This is a genomic window from Streptomyces sp. NPDC018045 (genome assembly GCF_044327445.1).
In the GTDB taxonomy this organism is placed as follows: Bacteria; Actinomycetota; Actinomycetes; order Streptomycetales; family Streptomycetaceae; genus Streptomyces.
In genome coordinates, this window is record NZ_JBIRFL010000032.1 from 44,502 (window position 1) to 61,049 (window position 16,548).

11 protein-coding genes are annotated in these 16,548 nt (G+C 71.4%); 2 read left to right on the forward strand and 9 right to left on the reverse strand.

The annotated features are described in order from the left end of the window. Window positions 1-76: 76 nt before the first annotated feature. The gene (locus tag ACH4EB_RS34800; protein WP_398352320.1) at window positions 77-595 is read right to left on the reverse strand and encodes a hypothetical protein; all 519 of its coding nucleotides are present in this window, start codon (window positions 593-595) and stop codon (window positions 77-79) included. Between the two features lie 541 nt (window positions 596-1,136). Between ACH4EB_RS34800 and ACH4EB_RS34805 the strand changes: the two genes are divergently transcribed. Continuing rightward, a complete protein-coding gene (locus ACH4EB_RS34805) occupies window positions 1,137-1,643 on the forward strand; it encodes an RICIN domain-containing protein (RefSeq protein ID WP_398352322.1) in 507 nt (168 codons plus the stop codon). Window positions 1,644-1,719: 76 nt separating this feature from the next. Here ACH4EB_RS34805 and ACH4EB_RS34810 read toward each other — a convergent pair whose 3' ends face one another. From ACH4EB_RS34810 to ACH4EB_RS34840, 7 genes are all read right to left on the reverse strand, one after another. Further along, on the reverse strand, window positions 1,720-2,262 hold the full coding sequence (locus tag ACH4EB_RS34810) for a nitroreductase family protein (RefSeq protein WP_398352323.1): 543 nt from the start codon (window positions 2,260-2,262) through the stop codon (window positions 1,720-1,722). 221 nt (window positions 2,263-2,483) lie between these two features. Further along, entirely contained in the window at window positions 2,484-7,706 is a 5,223-nt protein-coding gene (locus ACH4EB_RS34815) for a beta-ketoacyl synthase N-terminal-like domain-containing protein (protein WP_398352324.1), read from the reverse strand. Window positions 7,707-7,770: 64 nt separating this feature from the next. Then, window positions 7,771-7,962 (reverse strand): ferredoxin, encoded by a 192-nt coding sequence (locus tag ACH4EB_RS34820; RefSeq protein ID WP_398352326.1) that lies wholly within the window; start codon window positions 7,960-7,962, stop codon window positions 7,771-7,773. 93 nt (window positions 7,963-8,055) lie between these two features. Beyond that, window positions 8,056-9,231 carry a cytochrome P450 gene (locus tag ACH4EB_RS34825; RefSeq protein WP_398352328.1) on the reverse strand — a complete coding sequence of 392 codons (1,176 nt, stop codon included), beginning with the start codon at window positions 9,229-9,231 and terminating at the stop codon, window positions 8,056-8,058. A 30-nt stretch (window positions 9,232-9,261) separates the two neighbouring features. After that, entirely contained in the window at window positions 9,262-10,320 is a 1,059-nt protein-coding gene (locus ACH4EB_RS34830) for a DegT/DnrJ/EryC1/StrS family aminotransferase (RefSeq protein WP_398352330.1), read from the reverse strand. Window positions 10,321-10,460: 140 nt separating this feature from the next. Beyond that, a complete protein-coding gene (locus tag ACH4EB_RS34835; protein ID WP_398352332.1) occupies window positions 10,461-11,861 on the reverse strand; it encodes a glycosyltransferase in 1,401 nt (466 codons plus the stop codon). Between the two features lie 146 nt (window positions 11,862-12,007). After that, complete coding sequence (locus ACH4EB_RS34840; protein ID WP_398352334.1) at window positions 12,008-13,660, reverse strand: GMC oxidoreductase; 1,653 nt, start codon at window positions 13,658-13,660, stop codon at window positions 12,008-12,010. Window positions 13,661-13,935: 275 nt separating this feature from the next. Between ACH4EB_RS34840 and ACH4EB_RS34845 the strand changes: the two genes are divergently transcribed. After that, window positions 13,936-15,057, forward strand: coding sequence for a tyrosine-protein phosphatase (locus ACH4EB_RS34845; protein WP_398352336.1), 1,122 nt, complete (start codon window positions 13,936-13,938; stop codon window positions 15,055-15,057). 165 nt (window positions 15,058-15,222) lie between these two features. Here the strand turns inward: ACH4EB_RS34845 and ACH4EB_RS34850 are convergent, their stop codons facing one another. After that, window positions 15,223-16,509, reverse strand: a complete 1,287-nt coding sequence (locus tag ACH4EB_RS34850; protein ID WP_398352338.1) for an SDR family NAD(P)-dependent oxidoreductase — start codon at window positions 16,507-16,509, stop codon at window positions 15,223-15,225. Window positions 16,510-16,548 lie beyond the last annotated feature (39 nt).

Consider the following 16,548-nt stretch of genomic DNA (forward strand, 5'->3'; position numbering starts at 1 on the left):
TCCCGTCCTCTTGGGGCTTCAGGTCGTCCCCGCTGGTGGGACGTGGTGTGGGTGAGGTGGGGCGGGCGCGGCGCGGTCAGCGCACCCAGCCCGTGAAGCTGTTTCCGACGGTGTGGGTCTGATCCGTCGTACGGGGCCGCGCGCCGCCGTCGACCGCGGCCGACACGGCCCGTACCAGCCATGCGTTGACCGACAGCCCCTCGCGGCCCGCGGCCTCCTCGGCGCGCGCCTTGAGGTGGGCCGGCAGGCGCAGGTTGACGCGGGCGGTGCCGCCCTCGTCGCTGTCGGCGGGCGCCGGCGCCCTGAGCGGTTCGACGGGCGCGGCGACCGCTTCGGCGGGGCCGCCGTCAGCGGGCGGCGGTGTCACCACGAAGTCGGGGTCGAGTCCGCGCAGCCGTACGTCGACCGAGCCGGGGGCCAGCTCGCGGGTGATCTCGTCCATCGCGGCGGAGAGCACACCGAGCAGGGTCAGCCGGGTCGCCGACTCCAGAGGAGCGGTGAGCCGGTCGGCCAGCTCGCGGGCATCCTCCCCGCCGGCTTCGGCGGCCACCGCGAGTTCGCGGCGGAGGGTGTCGACATACGGGGTGAGGTCCATGACGCCATGGTGGCACCACAATGACGCCGCATGCAAGTCCGAGCGGCACCCTGCACTAGATGACCGCAAGATGGACGCTCTGAGCTGCGGGGACGGGGAAGGGGCGGCCTGCGCCAGCGTGGCGCCAGGCACGCTCACCCGCCTTCGACGACAGAAGATGGCGCGCCGGACGACACCGAGCGGCACCAAGGGGTACCACCAGGCGCCAGTGGCCCCAGGCGACATCGCAAGGGGTACGGCGCGGTCCTGTCGGTGCGCGGAGTCGGCAGCATCGGGGCGCTTCGGCCGAGATCGCCGACGGGGCCCCGGCGATCCGGTCATGGCAAACACAAACAGGGTCACCACCAGAACTCGCGGAAACACCGGCATGCGGCGGCCACGCTTTCCTTCCGCGGGCGGATTGGCGGGAACGTGTCTCAGCCCGGCCGTCCCGCCCGACTAGGGTCCCGCTCACGGGGACCCCGGGTCCTCCGGTCATGCGCGCGAAGCCTCACCCCCTCGGAACTCTTCGCATCCGCCTGAACGAAGAAAGCGAGAGGTTATGCCCGACATCTCGGCACAGGGGGCCAACGGCCCGTTCATGCTGATCCACGAGATCACCGGTACGTATCTGGAGACGGACAACTACCACGACGCCCTCGGCCAGGGCGTCCAGACCTGGAATCTCGACCCGCTGCTGACCAACAAGGGACAGCTTGGGCACCTCTGGTACATCGAGCCCGTCGGTGACGGCACCCACCTGATCAAGAGCTACGAGAACAGCCGGTGTCTGGCGGCATCGGCCGCGCGGGCCGGTGGGCTTCCCGTGCTGGAGACTCCCGACAAGGGCATCCGGCAGAAGTGGGAGTTCCGCAAGGTGCTGGACTTCCCCGGCCACGAGGACAGTTACGCGATCGTTTCGAAGGCGTACGCGGACTACGCGCTGGGATTGCTGGGGCACGCTGCCCAGAACAATGTGTACGTCGTACCGACCCGCATGTACGACGCGCCGCCGTCCCTCTCGCAGACCTGGAAGATCATCGACCCGCCGTCCGACGCCGGCGTGTGACCGACACCGACGCCTGACCGGCAGCGGGGGGACGGCTCCGTCCGGGGCCGTCCCCCCGCCTGTCGGCGGCGCGGGTTCAATGGTGCTGGTCGGGGATTTCGGTGACGAGGTCGGTCAGGGGCAGGCGCCCTGCCGGAATCGCGGAGGTGCCGGCCGGTGTCGGGGCCGGGTGTCCGATGGAGATCGCGGTCCGTACCCTCCAGGGCGGCGTCAGGCCGCACAGGAGGCCCGCCCGGTCGGCGTTCTCGGCGGGGAAGAAGGAGGCCGGGCAGTTGCCCAGGCCCTGGAGGTGGGCGGCGAGCATCATGTTCTGTGCCGCACGGCCCGCGTCGAACTGGGCGTCCTCTCCCCCGGCGTGCTCCTCGACGCCCAGTGCGATCACCACGGGCGCGGTGGCGAGGTGCCCGGCGTAGGCGCCCAGGGTCGCGAGCTGCTGACGGACCGCGCGGCTGCGGACCACCACGAACCGCCAGGGCTGCCGGTTACGGGCCGAGCCGGTCCAGCGCCCCGCCTCCAACACCTGCCGCAGTTGCTCCTCGGCGACCGGTGTGGTGGTGAACCACCGCGTCGCCCTCATCGACGTCAGTGCCGACACGGCGGGGCGGGGTGCTTCGTCCATCTCAGGTCCTCGGTAGGGCGACTGGTTGTCCAAGGCTGACCCCGATGTTCTCAAAGCTTCCGCCGGTCCGGGCACCAGAGGCCTCCGCCGACGTCGTGCCCTGGCCCGGTGGACGGATGCGGCCGCCCTCCAGCCCTCCCCCGCATCAGCCCCGCGCCATGCCCACAGCCTCCCCCGCACCCGCCGGCACCCGGCCCCACCCATCACCGTTCCGCAGTCGCTCAGCTCCCCGCGTCCATCAACCGGAACAGCTCCTCGTCACTGGCCGACGCCAGGTCCACGGAGCCGTCGGGGTCCGGGCCGGGACCGGCGTCCGTGCCGCCGTTCCGTCCTGTCGTCAGGGCCTTCAGCCGTGCCATCGTCTGCTCCGAGACGTCCGCGCCGGCGGTGAGCAGGGCTTCCAGCTCGGCCACGACCGAGTCCGTGTCGCGTGCGGAGGTGGCCTGCCGGGCGAGTCGTTCGCGTACGAGGCGGACCACGGCGTTCGGTGTGGGGTGGTCGTACACGAGTGTGGAGGGAAGCCGCAGGTCCGTGGCGGCGATGAGGCGGTTGCGCAGTTCGACGGCGTTCACCGAGTTGACGCCCATCTCCTTGAACGTGCGGTTGCCCTCCTCGTCGAGCTGGTCCTGGCCGCCGAGCACGGCCGCGGTCTCGGCGAGGATCAGGTTCCGGACGTACGTGTCCTGTTCGGCGTCGTCGAGGCCGGACAGGCGGGTGACCAGTCCTGGCGACTCCGCCTCGGCCGCCGGCACGCCCGTGGCACCGGCCTCGCCCGCGGCGCCCGTGGCACTCACAGGCACCCCGTCGACCACCGACGGCAGCCAGAACCGCCGCCGCTGAAAGGCGTACGTCGGCAGGGCGACGGGCCGGGCCCCGGGGAGCACCGCGTCCCAGTCGACGGACGCGCCGTGGGCGTGCAGCCGGGCGGCCGCGGTGAGCAGGGCGTGCCGCTCCGAGGTGCCGGTGCGCAGGCTCGGCAGCACGGCGGCCCCGTATTCCGGGCCGGCCGGCTCCAGGCACTCGTCGATCATCGGCGTGAGCACCGGTTCGGCGCCCAGTTCCAGGAACCCGGTGACGCGCTCGTCCCGCAGCCGGTCGATCGCGTCCCTGAAGCGTACGGACTGCCGGATGTGGCGTACCCAGTGCTCCGGGTCGCGCGCCTCCTCGCCGGTCAACAAGCGGCCGGTGACGGTGGAGACGAGGGGAATGGCGGGCGTGGCGTAGGACAGCGTACGGGCGACCTCGCGGAACTCTTCCAGCAAGGGGTCCATCAGCGGCGAGTGGGACGCGATGCTCACCATGAGCCGCCGCGTCTTGTGGCCGGCGGCGGCGAGCCGGTCCGTGAGCGCGACCAGCGGGGCCTCGGCGCCCGAGAGCACCAGGGAATGCGGGCTGTTGACGGCCGCGATCGACACCGTGTCCGGCAGGTCCGCCAGGTACGGGGTCACTTCCGTCTCCGTGATGCGCACCGCCATCATCGCGCCGCCGGGCGGCAGCGCGCCCATCAGCCTGCTGCGGGCCGTCACCAGGGTGCACGCGTCCTCAAGGCCGAGCACGCCCGTGACATGGGCGGCGGAGATCTCGCCGACCGAGTGCGCCACCAGGTGGCCGGGGAGCACACCCCAGGTCTCGAACAGCCGGTACAGGGCGACCTGGACGGCGAACAGCGCGGGTTGCGTGTAGGTGGTGTCGTCGAGGAGAGCCGCCTCCTCGGAGTCGGGGGCCGCCCACATCACCGAGGTCAGCGGGCGCGGCAGCAGGGGGTCCAGCGCGGCGCACACCTCGCGCAGCGCCCGCCCGAAGGCGGGGAACGCCTCGGCTGCCTCGCGTCCCATGCCGTTGCGCTGGCTGCCCTGGCCGGAGAAGACGAAGGCCACGCCGCCCGGTGCGCAGTCGTGCGAGGTGACGGCGGCGGCTCGCTCGCCACGCCCGAACTCCTCGGCGGCTGAAGCGAGTTGAGCACGGCCGGGGGCGCTGATGACGACCCGGTGCTGGTGCAGCGCGCGGGTGGTGGCCAGGGCGTGGGCGATGTCCGGGGCCCGCAGGGCGGGATCGGCGGCGACGTGCTCGGCCAGGCGCCGTGCCTGTGCGCGCAGCGCCGCCCGGCTCCGGGCGGACAGCACCCAGGGCGCGGCCGTGTCGTCGGACGGCTCCGGGGCCCGAGCCGTCCCGGTCGCGCGCCGCGCGTCTTCCGGGTTCCCGGCCGGTGCTCCTTCCGCCGCACCGTCCGGTGCCTCCTCAAGGATGACGTGGGCGTTGGTGCCGGTGAGTCCGAAGGAAGAGACCCCTGCCCGGCGTGTGCGCCCGTCTTCCCGTGGCCAGGGCCGGGCCTCGGTGAGCAGCCGTACCGATCCGGCGGACCAGTCCACCTCGGCCGAGGGAGCGTCCACGTGCAGGGTTCTGGGCAGCGTGCCGTGGTGCAGCGCGAGCACCGTCTTGATGACGCCGACGACTCCGGCCGCGGCCTGCGTGTGGCCGATGTTCGACTTCACCGATCCCAGCCACAGCGGCCGCCCTTCGGGCCGCTCCTGGCCGTACGTGGCCATCAGGGCCTGGGCCTCGACGGGGTCGCCGAGCGGGGTGCCGGTGCCGTGCCCTTCCACGGCGTCCACGTCCTGTGGTGTCAGTCCGGCGTCGGCCAGGGCCTGGCGGATGACGCGCTGCTGGGCGGGTCCGCTCGGCGCGGTGAGCCCGTTGGAGGCGCCGTCCTGGTTCACGGCGGAGCCCCGTACGAGGGCCAGGACGCGGTGTCCGTTGCGCCGGGCGTCGCTCAGCCGCTCCAGCAGCAGCAGTCCCGCGCCCTCCGACCACGCGGAGCCGTTCGCGGCGTCCGCGTAGGCCTTGGCGCGGGAGTCGGCGGACAGGGCGCGCAGCCGGGAGAAGTGTGCGAAGGGCGCCGGGGTCGCCATGACGGTGACGCCGCCGGCCAGCGCCAGGTCGGTCTCGCCCGACCGCAGGGACCGGCAGGCCAGGTGCAGGGCGACGAGGGAGGACGAGGAGGCGGTGTCGACCGTCAGCGCGGGTCCTTCGAGCCCGTAGGTGTACGCGACGCGCCCCGAGACGGCGCTGCCGGAGGTCCCGGTGATCAGCATGCTCTCCCACGCGGTGGGCGCGGCGGAGGCATTGGCGGCGTAGCCGCGGTCCATCGCGCCCGTGAACACGCCCGTACGGGTTCCCTTCAGGGACGTCGGGTCGATGCCCGCCCGTTCGAAGGTCTCCCACGCCGCCTCCAGCAGCAGGCGCTGCTGGGGGTCGGTCGCCGTCGCTTCCTGGTCGGACAGGCCGAAGAAGCCGGCGTCGAAGTCGCCCGCGTCGTGCAGGAAGCCGCCTTCGCGCGCGTAGGAGGTACCGGGCCGGTCGGGGTCCTCGTCGAAGAGCCGGTCCAGGTCCCAGCCGCGGTCGTCCGGGAAGCCGGACATCGCGTCGGTCCCGTCGGTGAGCAGGTCCCACAGGGCGCCCGGGGAGGCGGCTCCGCCCGGCAGCCGGCAGGCCATGCCGACGATGGCCACCGGGTCGGCACCGTCCGCCGGGAACTCCCGGCGTTCCTCCCGAACCGGGTCGTCCTGCTCGGCCAGTACGCGCGCGACGGCCACCGGAGTGGGGAAGTCGAAGGCCAGGGTGGCCGGGAGCGGCAGCCCGGTCTCCTCGCGCAGCAGATTCCGCAGCCGCACCGCCTGGATGGAGTCGAGCCCCAGCCGGCGGAAGTCGGTGTCAGGGGTGAAGGGGACGGTCGGGCCGGCGTCCCCGAGGATCTGGCCGACGCAGTCGCGGACGAGTTCCAGGGCGTCCTCGGCCGTGTACGGCGGGACCGCGCCGAGACGGGCCGCGACCGGCACCGCTTCCGTGCCTGCGAGCAGCCGCTTGAGTGCCCGGCGGTCGGGCTTGCCGGCGGGCGAGAGCGGAAGCTCGGGCACGGTCACCAGTTCAAGGGGGATCTTGTGGTCGGCGAGCCCCAGCCGGCGCAGGAACGCGGTCACCTCGGTCAGGCCGATCGTGCGGTCCGCGTGGTCGGTGACGACCAGGCACGGGTACTCCCCGAGCCGGTCGTCCGGTGCGCCGGCCACGGCCAGCGGGCCCAGGTTGGCCAGGCCCGCGAGCAGCCCCTCGACCTCCGCCGCGAAGAACGTCCGGCCCCCGGTGTTGATCTGTTCGGCCGCCCGGCCGTGCAGCGCCACCACGCCGTCCGCGCCGATGGCCGCGACATCGCCGGTGCGCAGCCAGCCGTCCTCGGTGAGGGCCGCGCGCGTCAGCTCCGGCTCGCGGAAGTAGCCGCGGAACATCGCCGGCCCCCGGTACTGGAGTTCGCCGGTTTCCCCCGCCGGGCGCACCTCGCCGTCCTCGTCGACGATCCGTACGCGCACGCCGCCGACCGGCTCCCCCGCGGTGCCGTCGGGGTGGTGGGGCCGGGTGCGGGTTCCGGTGCCGATCTCGGACATGCCCCACACCACGACCAGTTCGCAGGCGAGGGCGGCGCGTACCCGTGCGGCGAGCGCGGGCGCGATGGCGGCGCCCGCGGTGCGCACCTGGTGCGGCGCGAAGCCCGCCGGCTCGTCCGTTCCGGCGAGCCGCCCGACGACATCCCGCAGTTGGGCGGGTACGGCGAAGACGGTACGGGGGTCGTGTTCCCGCGCCAGTTCCAGGAAGCGGTCCACGTCCCAGCCGGTGAGCAGGACCTGCCCGCAGGCTGCGGTCAGCGCCGCGTGCACGGCTTGGAGGCCGAACAGGTGGGTCATCGGGCAGGCCGTGAGGACCGTACCCTCGAAGGCGGCGTCGGCGGTGACGGCCGCGGTGTTCGCCAGCAGGCCGTCGTGGCTGTGCACACACAGTTTGGGCCGCGCCGAGGTCGTCCCGGACGTGGGGATCAGGACCAGCGGCATGTCGGGGGTGACGTCGGCCGGCCGGGGCCCGCTGCCCGCCCAGGCCGTCAGCAGCCCGTCCAGCGACCCGATCCCGGGCTCCTGGTGCTCCGCCTCCGGCGCCCCGGCCAGCAGCACGCCGCGCAGTGACGGCACGGCCTCCAGCAGCGAACGGGCCGCCGCCGGATCCTCGCCGACGGCTGCCGGCAGGACCAGGAGGACGGGTTCGGCGCGGGTCAGCAGCGCGCGGACGTCGCTGTCCGTGGTGTCCTGGTGGACGGGCATCAGGACCGCCCCGACGGCCGCGACGGCCAGATGCAGGGTCACGAACTCCCAGCAGTTGGGAAGCCGCGCCGCGACCACGTCGCCGGGAGCGACCCCCGACTCCTGCAGGCCACGCGCCAGCGCGTCGACGTCCGCCTGCCACAGCGCCCACGTCCACCTCCGGTCGCCGTCGACGAGGGCCACCGCGTCGGGGGCGGAAGCGACAGCGGACGCGAACACCTCGGGGAGCGTACGGCCTCCCGGCGCACCGGCCGCGTCGGCGGGCGGGTCGATCATGTAGTCATCGGTGTGGACGGACACCATCACTCCCGGATGTCGAGCGCGTTCTTCGGTTGCGGGGACCCGCCGGCGGATCGCCCGGGGGGCGTCAGCCCTCGTGCACGGTGATCGCCCGGGACGGGCACAGGGCTCCGGCGATCCGGGCCCTGGGTTCCTCGTCCGTGCCGGGCTCGGCGAGCAGCGTGACGATTCCGTCCTCGTCCTGGTCGAAGACCTGTGGCGCGGACAGCACGCACTGGCCCGCGCCCACGCAGCGGTCCGGATCGATGGTGATACGCATGCCGATGTCTCTCCTGCGGTGGGTCGGGGCCCGCCGGGCGGCCGGTGGCACGCCGGGCGGACGGGTCGGGGCGCTGCGCCTGCGGAAGGGCGCCTACCAGCGGACGGGCAGTTGCTCCAGGCCGTAGAGCACGCCGTCGTACTTGATGCTCAGGCCGTCGACGGGAACGGCGAGCTGTATGTCGGGGATGCGCTCGAAGAGCTTGCGGTAGGCGATCTCCATCTCGACGCGCACCAGGTTCTGCCCCAGGCACTGGTGGATGCCGTAGCCGAAGGCCACGTGGTGACGGGCGCTCCTGGCGGGGTCGAACATGTGCGGACACTCGAACGCGCTCGTGTCGTGGTTGGCCGCGGCGACCAGGGGCACGATGCCCTCGCCCGCCTTGATGAGCTGCCCGGCGATCTCCACGTCCTCGACGGCCACCCGCAGGGACACGATGTCGGCGACCGAATGGAAGCGCAGCGTCTCCTCCACGGCCCGGTCGTCACCGATCCACTGCGGGTTCATCAGCAGCGTGACCACGCCGAGCGAGATGTTGTTGGCCGTCGTCTCGTGCCCGGCGATGAGCAGGAGCATCAGCACACCGGACAGCTCGTGCGGAGCGATCGTGCCGGCGGCCAGCAGCCTGCTGATGAGGTCGTCACCGGGCCACTTCGCCTTGATGTCGACCAGCCGCTTGATGTAACGCAGCAGCTCCTTGACGGCGGTCTCGCGCTGCTCGTCGGTCGAGGCGCGCAGCGAGACCAGGGTGCGGGTCCGGGACTCGAAGAAGTCGCGGTCCGAGGGCGGGACGCCGAGCAGCGTCGAGATCACCAGGGAAGGGACGGGCAGCGCGTAGTCGGCGACGAGATCGGCGGTGTTGCCCGCGGCGAGCATGGCGTCGAGGCGCTCCTCCACCGTGCGCTCGATCGCCGGGCGCAGTCCCCGGATGCGGCGGACGGTGAATTCGGGTATCAGGGCCTTGCGGAACCGGTCGTGTTCGGGGGAATCGAGGCCCACGAACCAGCCCGGTATCTGTTCCTGCGTGGGCACGCCCACCGTGCCGACGTTGGGAAATCCCTTGTGCGCCGGGTTGGAGCTGATTCTCGGGTCGGTCAGTACGGTGCGTACGTCCTCGTGCCGGGTGACCAGCCACGCCCGGGCGCCGTTGGGCAGACGGGACAGGACCAGGCCCTCGTGATCGCGGTAGTCGGCATAGTCGGGCGGCGGGAAGGGCACGCCGGGTTTGCGCACGGGGAAGTCGACCACCATCGGGTCCGACTGCGTCATGGGCACGATTCCTCTCTCGGACGGGAACGGTCAGCCGACGCCGTGGAAAGCGCGGATCTTGCCGACAATGAAGTCCTGGTCGGCGGCGGTCAGGTCGGTGTGCGTGGGCAGGTACAGCCCGTCCTCGGCGAACGCGGTGGCCTTGAGCGAGGGCCAGTCGGGGTGGAAATACATGGGCTGCCGGCTCATCGGCTTGAAGAACAGCCGGGTCTCGATGGAATGCCCGGCCAGGAAGGCCTGGAGTTCCGCCCGGCGCTCGGTCCGGAGGTCGTACATCCACAGCACGTCCCGCGGCGGCATCAGCGTGATACCGGGAATGTCGGCCAGTCCCTCGTCGTAGCGCTTCTCTATCCCGCGGCGCACTTCGAGGATCTCGTCGAGCCGCTCGGCCTGCGCGAGCGCGACGGCGGCCTGCATGGCCGTCATACGGTAGTTGTACGCCACCTTCTTGTGCAGGAAGCTGTGGTCCTTGGTGAAGGCCATGGCCCGCAGATGCGCGATCTGCCCGGCCAGTTTGTGGTCGTCGGTCAGGCAGATGCCGCCCTCGCCCGCCGTGATGATTTTGTTGGCGAACAGCGAATAGCAGGCGATGTCCCCCACCGGCCGGACGCCATGGGCCTCGGCACTGTCCTCGACGACCTTCAGGTTGTACTGGAACGCCATATCCATGATCGCGTCCATGTCGCAGCGCCGCCCGTAGATGTGCACGGGCATGACGGCTTTCGTCCGGGCCGTGATTTTCTCTTCGATACGGGAGACGTCGATGTTGAGGTCGTCCCCGCAGTCGACGAACACCGGCGTCGCGCCCGTGTACGTGACCGCCCACGCGGACGCCACCATCGTGAATTCGGGGACGATCACCTCGTCCCCCGGCCCGATTCCCAGCGCCCTCAGCGCGAGCGTCAGCGCGGCCGTCCCGGACGAACAGGCCACACCGTGCGCGACCCCGTTGTAGTCCGCGAAGGCCCGCTCGAATCGCTGGACCATCGGGCCCTGCGACGATATCCAGCCGTCCTCGACCGTAGCGGTCAGGTATTCCAGCTCTTTTCCGCCCAGCGCGGGCCGGGACACGGGATAAGTGAACGCCATCGGTTACGTCATCCTCCTCATACGTACACACGTCTCATCGCTGCATCCACCTCGCACGTTCACACGCCTGGTCCGTCCGCATGCCGCGTACGCGCCCACATACCGGGTACGTCCGCATGTCCACATGCCCCGTCCGCGTGTCACGCGCCGGTGTGTGCCGGTGTTTCCGCCAGGGCCGGCAGGCCGAGAATCAGATCGGCGGCGGCCGCCCGGCCGCCCGCCGTCCGCTGCAGCGCGCTGAGCCGCTCCGCGTTCTCCCGGAAGGAGGGGGTTTCCAGCACCCGGGTCAGCTTGTCGAGCACGTCGTCGACGTCCATGGCCCGCGGCCGGTCGAGCGTCAGGCTGATGCCGAAATCCCGGCCGCGTACGGCCTGGTCGTAGCAGTCCACCCACAGCGGCCGCACCACCAGCGGCTTGCCGAAATACACGCCCTCGTTGTAGCCATTGCCGCCGGCGTGCGTGAAGAACACCTTCACCTTCGGGTGCGCGAGCACATCGAGCTGGGAAGGAACCCAGCTCTCGATCCGCAGATTGCCCGGCAGCGTCTCCGCGGGCGGCAGCAGATGCTGTTGCTCCGAAGGCAGTTTCCACAGCACCTGGTGCCGTCCTTCGAGCCGCCGGGCCACCTCCACCATCGACGCGACCTGTTCCCGCGTGAGCCGGGTGATCGTCCCGAATCCCGCGTACACCACCGACGTCTGGGCATCCAGCCAGGACGAGAGTTCCTCGTCGTCCGGTGCCTCCGGCAGTGGCGGCACCATCGCGCCGACCAGCCGCATCCGCTCCGGCAGCTCGACGGGATAGTCCAGCTCGGCGATCGAATTGCACAGCACCAGTTCGGCCTGCTCGATCCGCGCCATCTGGCTCATCGGCCCCAGCCCGAGCGCCTTGCGCCGCCGGGTGTCCTCCGCCACCACCTTGCTCATCTTCGGCGAGAGGAACAGCGCCAGGGTCCGCCACTTGAACCATTGGTTACGGAGCTGCTGCACCGGTGTCATGCGACGCGGCAGTCCGGTGTGCGGCACGGGAAAGTCCCACGGCACGTACCGCTTGCCGAACGGCGTGAACGCCGTCAGCACATTGCTCGGCGCGAACGGCACGCTCAGCACGAACGGAATCTTCCGCGAAATGGCCAGCTCGATCGCGAACCCGCTGATGCAGTCGATGACCATCAGCGCCGGCCGGACCTCGTCGACGATGGCCGCGAGTTCCTCGAATTTCTTCTTCTGCGCGGCGGGCACGAACGACTGCCTGATCACCGCGCGATGCGCCTTGAACCGCGACGACTGGGTGATCTCCCGATAGACCTCGTCGTTCCACGTCACCGCCGACAGCTCGGAGACGACCTCCCCCAGCGAGGCGAACTCCACCGCGGACCCCACCGAGATCCTCTTCACGTCGTCGCGCCGCGGCTCGTCGGTGGCGAACCAGAGGTCCGGCACATTCTTGCGGGAGAGTTCCTCGGCGAGGACGAGCAGCGGGTTGAGCAGTCCGCTCTCCGGAAGACTGACGAAGAGGATCGGCCGTCGGGCGGAGTCCATGGATTCCCTTTCAGCGATGACAGGCGGGGGCCGGGCACTCGCCCCGTGCGGAACGACTGGCCGCTCCCCCTTTGATCTCATGCCACCCGCCGGAAAATCATTAGAGTCCGTCATTGCGGGTGGGGGCGGTGGGGTGTACGGGGTTTCTAGCGCGCGGCCTTGACGTCCTCCGCGATGATCCGCTCGACGTTGCGTTCGGCCAGCGCCGTGATGGTGACGAAGGGGTTGACGCCGATGGAACCCGGGATGAGCGCGCCGTCGGTGACGTAGAGGTTCCGGTAGCCGGCCACACGGCCGTAGAGGTCGGTGGCCTTGCCCAGCACACAGCCGCCGAGCGGGTGGTAGCTGAAGTCGTCGGAGAAGGCCTTCGGCTCCGGCCCGAACAGGTCGTAGCGGTACATCGTCGTGTTGGCCTTGTTGACGCGGTCGAAGAGCGACTTCGCGGCGGCGACCGCGGGGGCGTTCTGGTCCCGGGTCCAGCGCAGGGCGGCCCGGTCGGTGGCCTGGTCGTAGACGAAGGTGCCGCGCTCCGGGTTCTTGGTGATCGCCAGGTAGAGACTGACCCAGGTCTCCAGTCCGGCCGGCATCGGCGCGATCTCCGCGAAGACCGGAGCGGCGGGGTTGTCCCAGTCGTCGATGCCCAGGGCGGGGATCGACGACTGGTGGGCCCCGGTGGGGTTCCAGACATGGTTGGCCCGGCCGGTCATGATGTTGCCGTTGGGGCCCCAGCCCGCGCCGACCTCGGCGTTCAGGTCGGGCAGCGTGCCGGTGTCGCGGGCGCGCACCAGCAGTTCGGTGGAGCCGAGGCTGCCCGCACCGAGGAACAGGTGGCGGCAGCCGATCTCCTTCCGGGCGATGACCTTGCCGTTGGTGTCGATCCGGTGCACGGACAGCACATAGCTGCCGTCCTGCTGCTGCCGGACCGCCTTGACCTGGTGCAGCGTCTCGATGGTGACCTTGCCGGTGCCGAGGGCGGCTGCCAAGTAGGTCTTGTCCAGGCTCTGCTTGCCGTGGTTGTTGCCGTAGATGACCTCGCCGGCCAGCGCGGACTTGGGCGCTTCGCCGGCCGCCTCACGCCGCATGTGGCCGAAGTCGTAGACGTTGGGGACGAAGGTGGTGCCCAGGCCCGCCTTGCCCGCCTGTTCGCGCGAGACCCGCGCGAACTTGTACCACTGAGTCTCCTCGAACCAGCCCTGGTCGATGTGGTTCACCTTGAGCGCGGCGTTGGCGCGCGGGAAGTACCGGCCGTACATCTCGGCGGCGTCCACCCGTGGCAGGATCTCCTCGAAGTACGAGCGCTTCGGCACGACCGCCATACCGCCGTTGACCAGCGAGCCACCGCCGACGCCCCGCCCCACGTACACCGACATCTGGTCGAAGTGCACCCGGTCCAGCACGCCCGCGTACGGGTCGATGTTCCGGTTGACCACGTCGAGCCACAGGAACGAGGCCAGCGGGGCCTCGGTGCGCGGCTTGAACCAACTGGACCGGTGGTCGGGTTCGAGCATGCCGCAGAAGACGTTGCCGTCGTCGGCCGGCTCGTTCCACAGCCGGCCCATTTCGAGCATGAGCGTCGGGATGCCCGCCTCGCCGAGCCGCAGCGCGGAGACCGCGGCGCCGTAGCCGGTGCCGACCACCACGGCCGGTACGAATGAGCCGTCGCCGGCCGACGGACCGCTCTGGCCGGCGGCCGCGGCGCGCGGGGCGGCGGAGATCGTGGTCATCCCGGTGACGGCGGCGCCGCCGAGGGCGGCCAGTCCGAGCAGACGGCGCCGTGACAGATGCTGATTCTCGAACACGCTGGTAGTACCCGACTTTCGCCGACAGGACCGGTCCCCGCGGGACTGTTGCGCGGGGCTGTGCCGCGGGGCCGTCCGGTGGGAACCGCGGGCCTTGTCCACCGGCCCGGGCCGCCGCGCGTTCCCATCCTGACCACGAAAGACTGGGGGAAACGCCAGAGGTGGGGGGCCGTTGAGCGCCCGGAGTGCGGCGGCCCGCCGCGCCGGCCCGGTGCGGCCGCCCACCTGGCCATCTCTAGGTGAATCCAGGCATGACCTGGCCGTACGGTCCCGCCATGAACTCCCCTTCCCCGGCGGCGGTACTGACCGCCCGCCGCATCGCCGTCTCGTTCGTGGCCGCCGTGTCGGCCGTAGGGGTCACCGGCCCCCTTGCCTCCGCCGAGCCGCTCGGCACCTCCCCCGGAGCGGGCCAGCACGCGCCCCGGGCGCCGCTCGCGGCGCACGGTATTCCGTTCCACGACGCCACGGTCACCCGGCAGAAGGACGGTTCGTTCGCCGTGTCCTGGAAGGCGCCCGGCGTCCGCTCGGTGACCGTCCACGCCGGGGGCCGGGCCGTGGCCCGCGGCGGGGCCGAGGCGACCGTCACCGTACGCGGCCTGCCCGCAGCCGACCGCCAGTGGTTCCGCCTGGTGCCCGACCGGGGCGACCCGCTCACCCTCGCCGACCGCTCGCTGCACCTGGAGGGCGCCGCCAACTTCCGTGACGCGGGCGGCTACCGTACCGCCGACGGCCGGTGGGTGAAGATGGGCGTGCTGTACCGCGCCAACAGCCTGAACGCGCTCACCGACGCCGACCTGGCCAAGCTCCAGCGCCTGGGCATCCGCACGGACTTCGATCTGCGCACGCCGAGCGAGCGCGCCAAGGCCCCGGACCGCGTGCCCGCGGGCGCGCGCTACGTCGTCGCCAACGTCCTCGGTGGGGAAACCTCCGGTGAGCTGCCCGCCACCCCGGAGAAGGCCGTGCAGACGATGCTCGACGGCTATCGCGCGGTCGTCTCCCAGCCCGCCGCGGGCACGGCGTACCGCTCGCTGTTCGGCTACGCGGCCGACTCCGGCGCCCACGGTCTGGCCTACCACTGCGAGTCCGGCAAGGACCGTACGGGCTGGGCCGCCGCGGCCCTGCTCACGGCCCTCGGCGTGGACCGTGACACGGTGCTGCGCGACTACCTGGCCAGCAACGAGTACCTGGCCGCGAGCAACGCGGCGAAACTCGCCGGGCAGCCGCCGGAGGTCGCCGCCCGCCTCAAGCCGGTCCTGGACACCAGGGCCGAGTACCTGAACGCGGCCTTCGACGAGGTCTCGACCCGCTTCGGCAGCTTCGACGCCTACCTGCGGGACGGTCTGGGCCTGAGCGAGCGGGACCTGGAGCGGCTGCGGGAGACACTGCTCACCGACTGACCGGCCGACCAGCACAACGCCCCCTCCCGGGAACCGGGAGGGGGCGTTGTGTGCTCTGCGCACGAGTGGCCGTGCTCGTTGCGGTCGAGGGGCAGGGAGGGACCCGTTCCGGTGACGAAGCGGCCGGTACCGGTGACGGGTCACCGGTACCGGCCGCTTGGCAGGTCAGGACAGACCGAGTTCGTTGTCGAGGAGGTCGAAGACCTCGTCGTCGGAGGCGGACTCGAAGTCGAACTCCTCGTCGTCGGACGCGGAACCGTCGCGCCCGGCTGCCGCAGCCGTGTCCCTCAGTGTGTTCCACTTCGCCCTGAGAACCTCCAGTCGGCCGGCGACCTGCTCGTGGATCTCCTCCGTGATGTCGAGTCCGCCGAAGGACTTCTCCAGCTTTTCGAGTTCGCCCAGGAGCGCCTCCGCGCCGGGGGTCGGCTCGGGGGCGATCCGGGCGTGCAGGTGGTCGACGAGTTCCGCCGGCGTCGGGTAGTCGAAGAGCAGGGTCGCCGGGAGGCGGATTCCGGTGTGGGCGCTCAGCCGGTTACGGAGTTCGACCGCGGTCAGGGAGTCGAAACCGAGGTCCAGGAAGGCCCGGTCCTGGTCGATCTCCGTGGTTCCGGTGTGTCCGAGGACGGCCGCGACCTGACCGCGTACGGCGTCGAGCACGACCTCGCGCCCCGCTGCCGTCGACAGCCCGGTCAGGCGCTGCGCGAAGGCGGCCGCGATGTCACCGTTCGTGGTGGTTGCCGCGGTGCGTCGGCCTGGCGTACGGATCAGGCCGCGCAGCAGAGGCTGAGGCTCGCCCTGCTGCCGCAGGGCTGCGAGGTCCAGGCGGACGGGGACGGACACGGGCTCGGCGGTGGCGAGCGCCGCGTCGAAAAGGGCCAGGCCCTCCTCGGCCGACAGCGGCGGCATACCCGAGCGGGCCATGCGCTGCACGTCCGCATCAGTGAGAGAACCGGTCATGCCGCTGTCCTGGGACCAGGGGCCCCACGCCAGCGACGTGCCCGGAAGCCCCTGGGCCCGGCGGTGGTGCGCCAGCCCATCCAGGAAGGCATTGCCCGCCGCGTAATTGGCCTGCCCCGCACTGCCGAACGTACCGGCCACGGACGAGAACACCACAAACGCGTCCAGCTCCAGGCCCCTGGTCGCCTCGTGCAGATGCCAGGCCGCGTCCACCTTCGGCCGCAGCACCGCCGACAACCGCTCCGCCGACAACGACTCCACCACACCGTCATCGAGAACACCGGCCGTATGAACGACCCCACTGACCGGGTGGCGAGAAACCAGATCCGACACAGCAGCACCGTCAGTCACATCGCACGCCTCGACGGTGGCTTCAGCACCGCTCTGCCGCAGCTCCGCCACCAGCTCATCGACGCCCTCGGCAGCCGGACCACTCCGACTGACCAGCAACAGACTCCGCACCCCGTGCTCCACCACCAGATGCCGGGCAACCACACGCCCCAGACCACCCGTACCACCAGTGATCAAAACCGT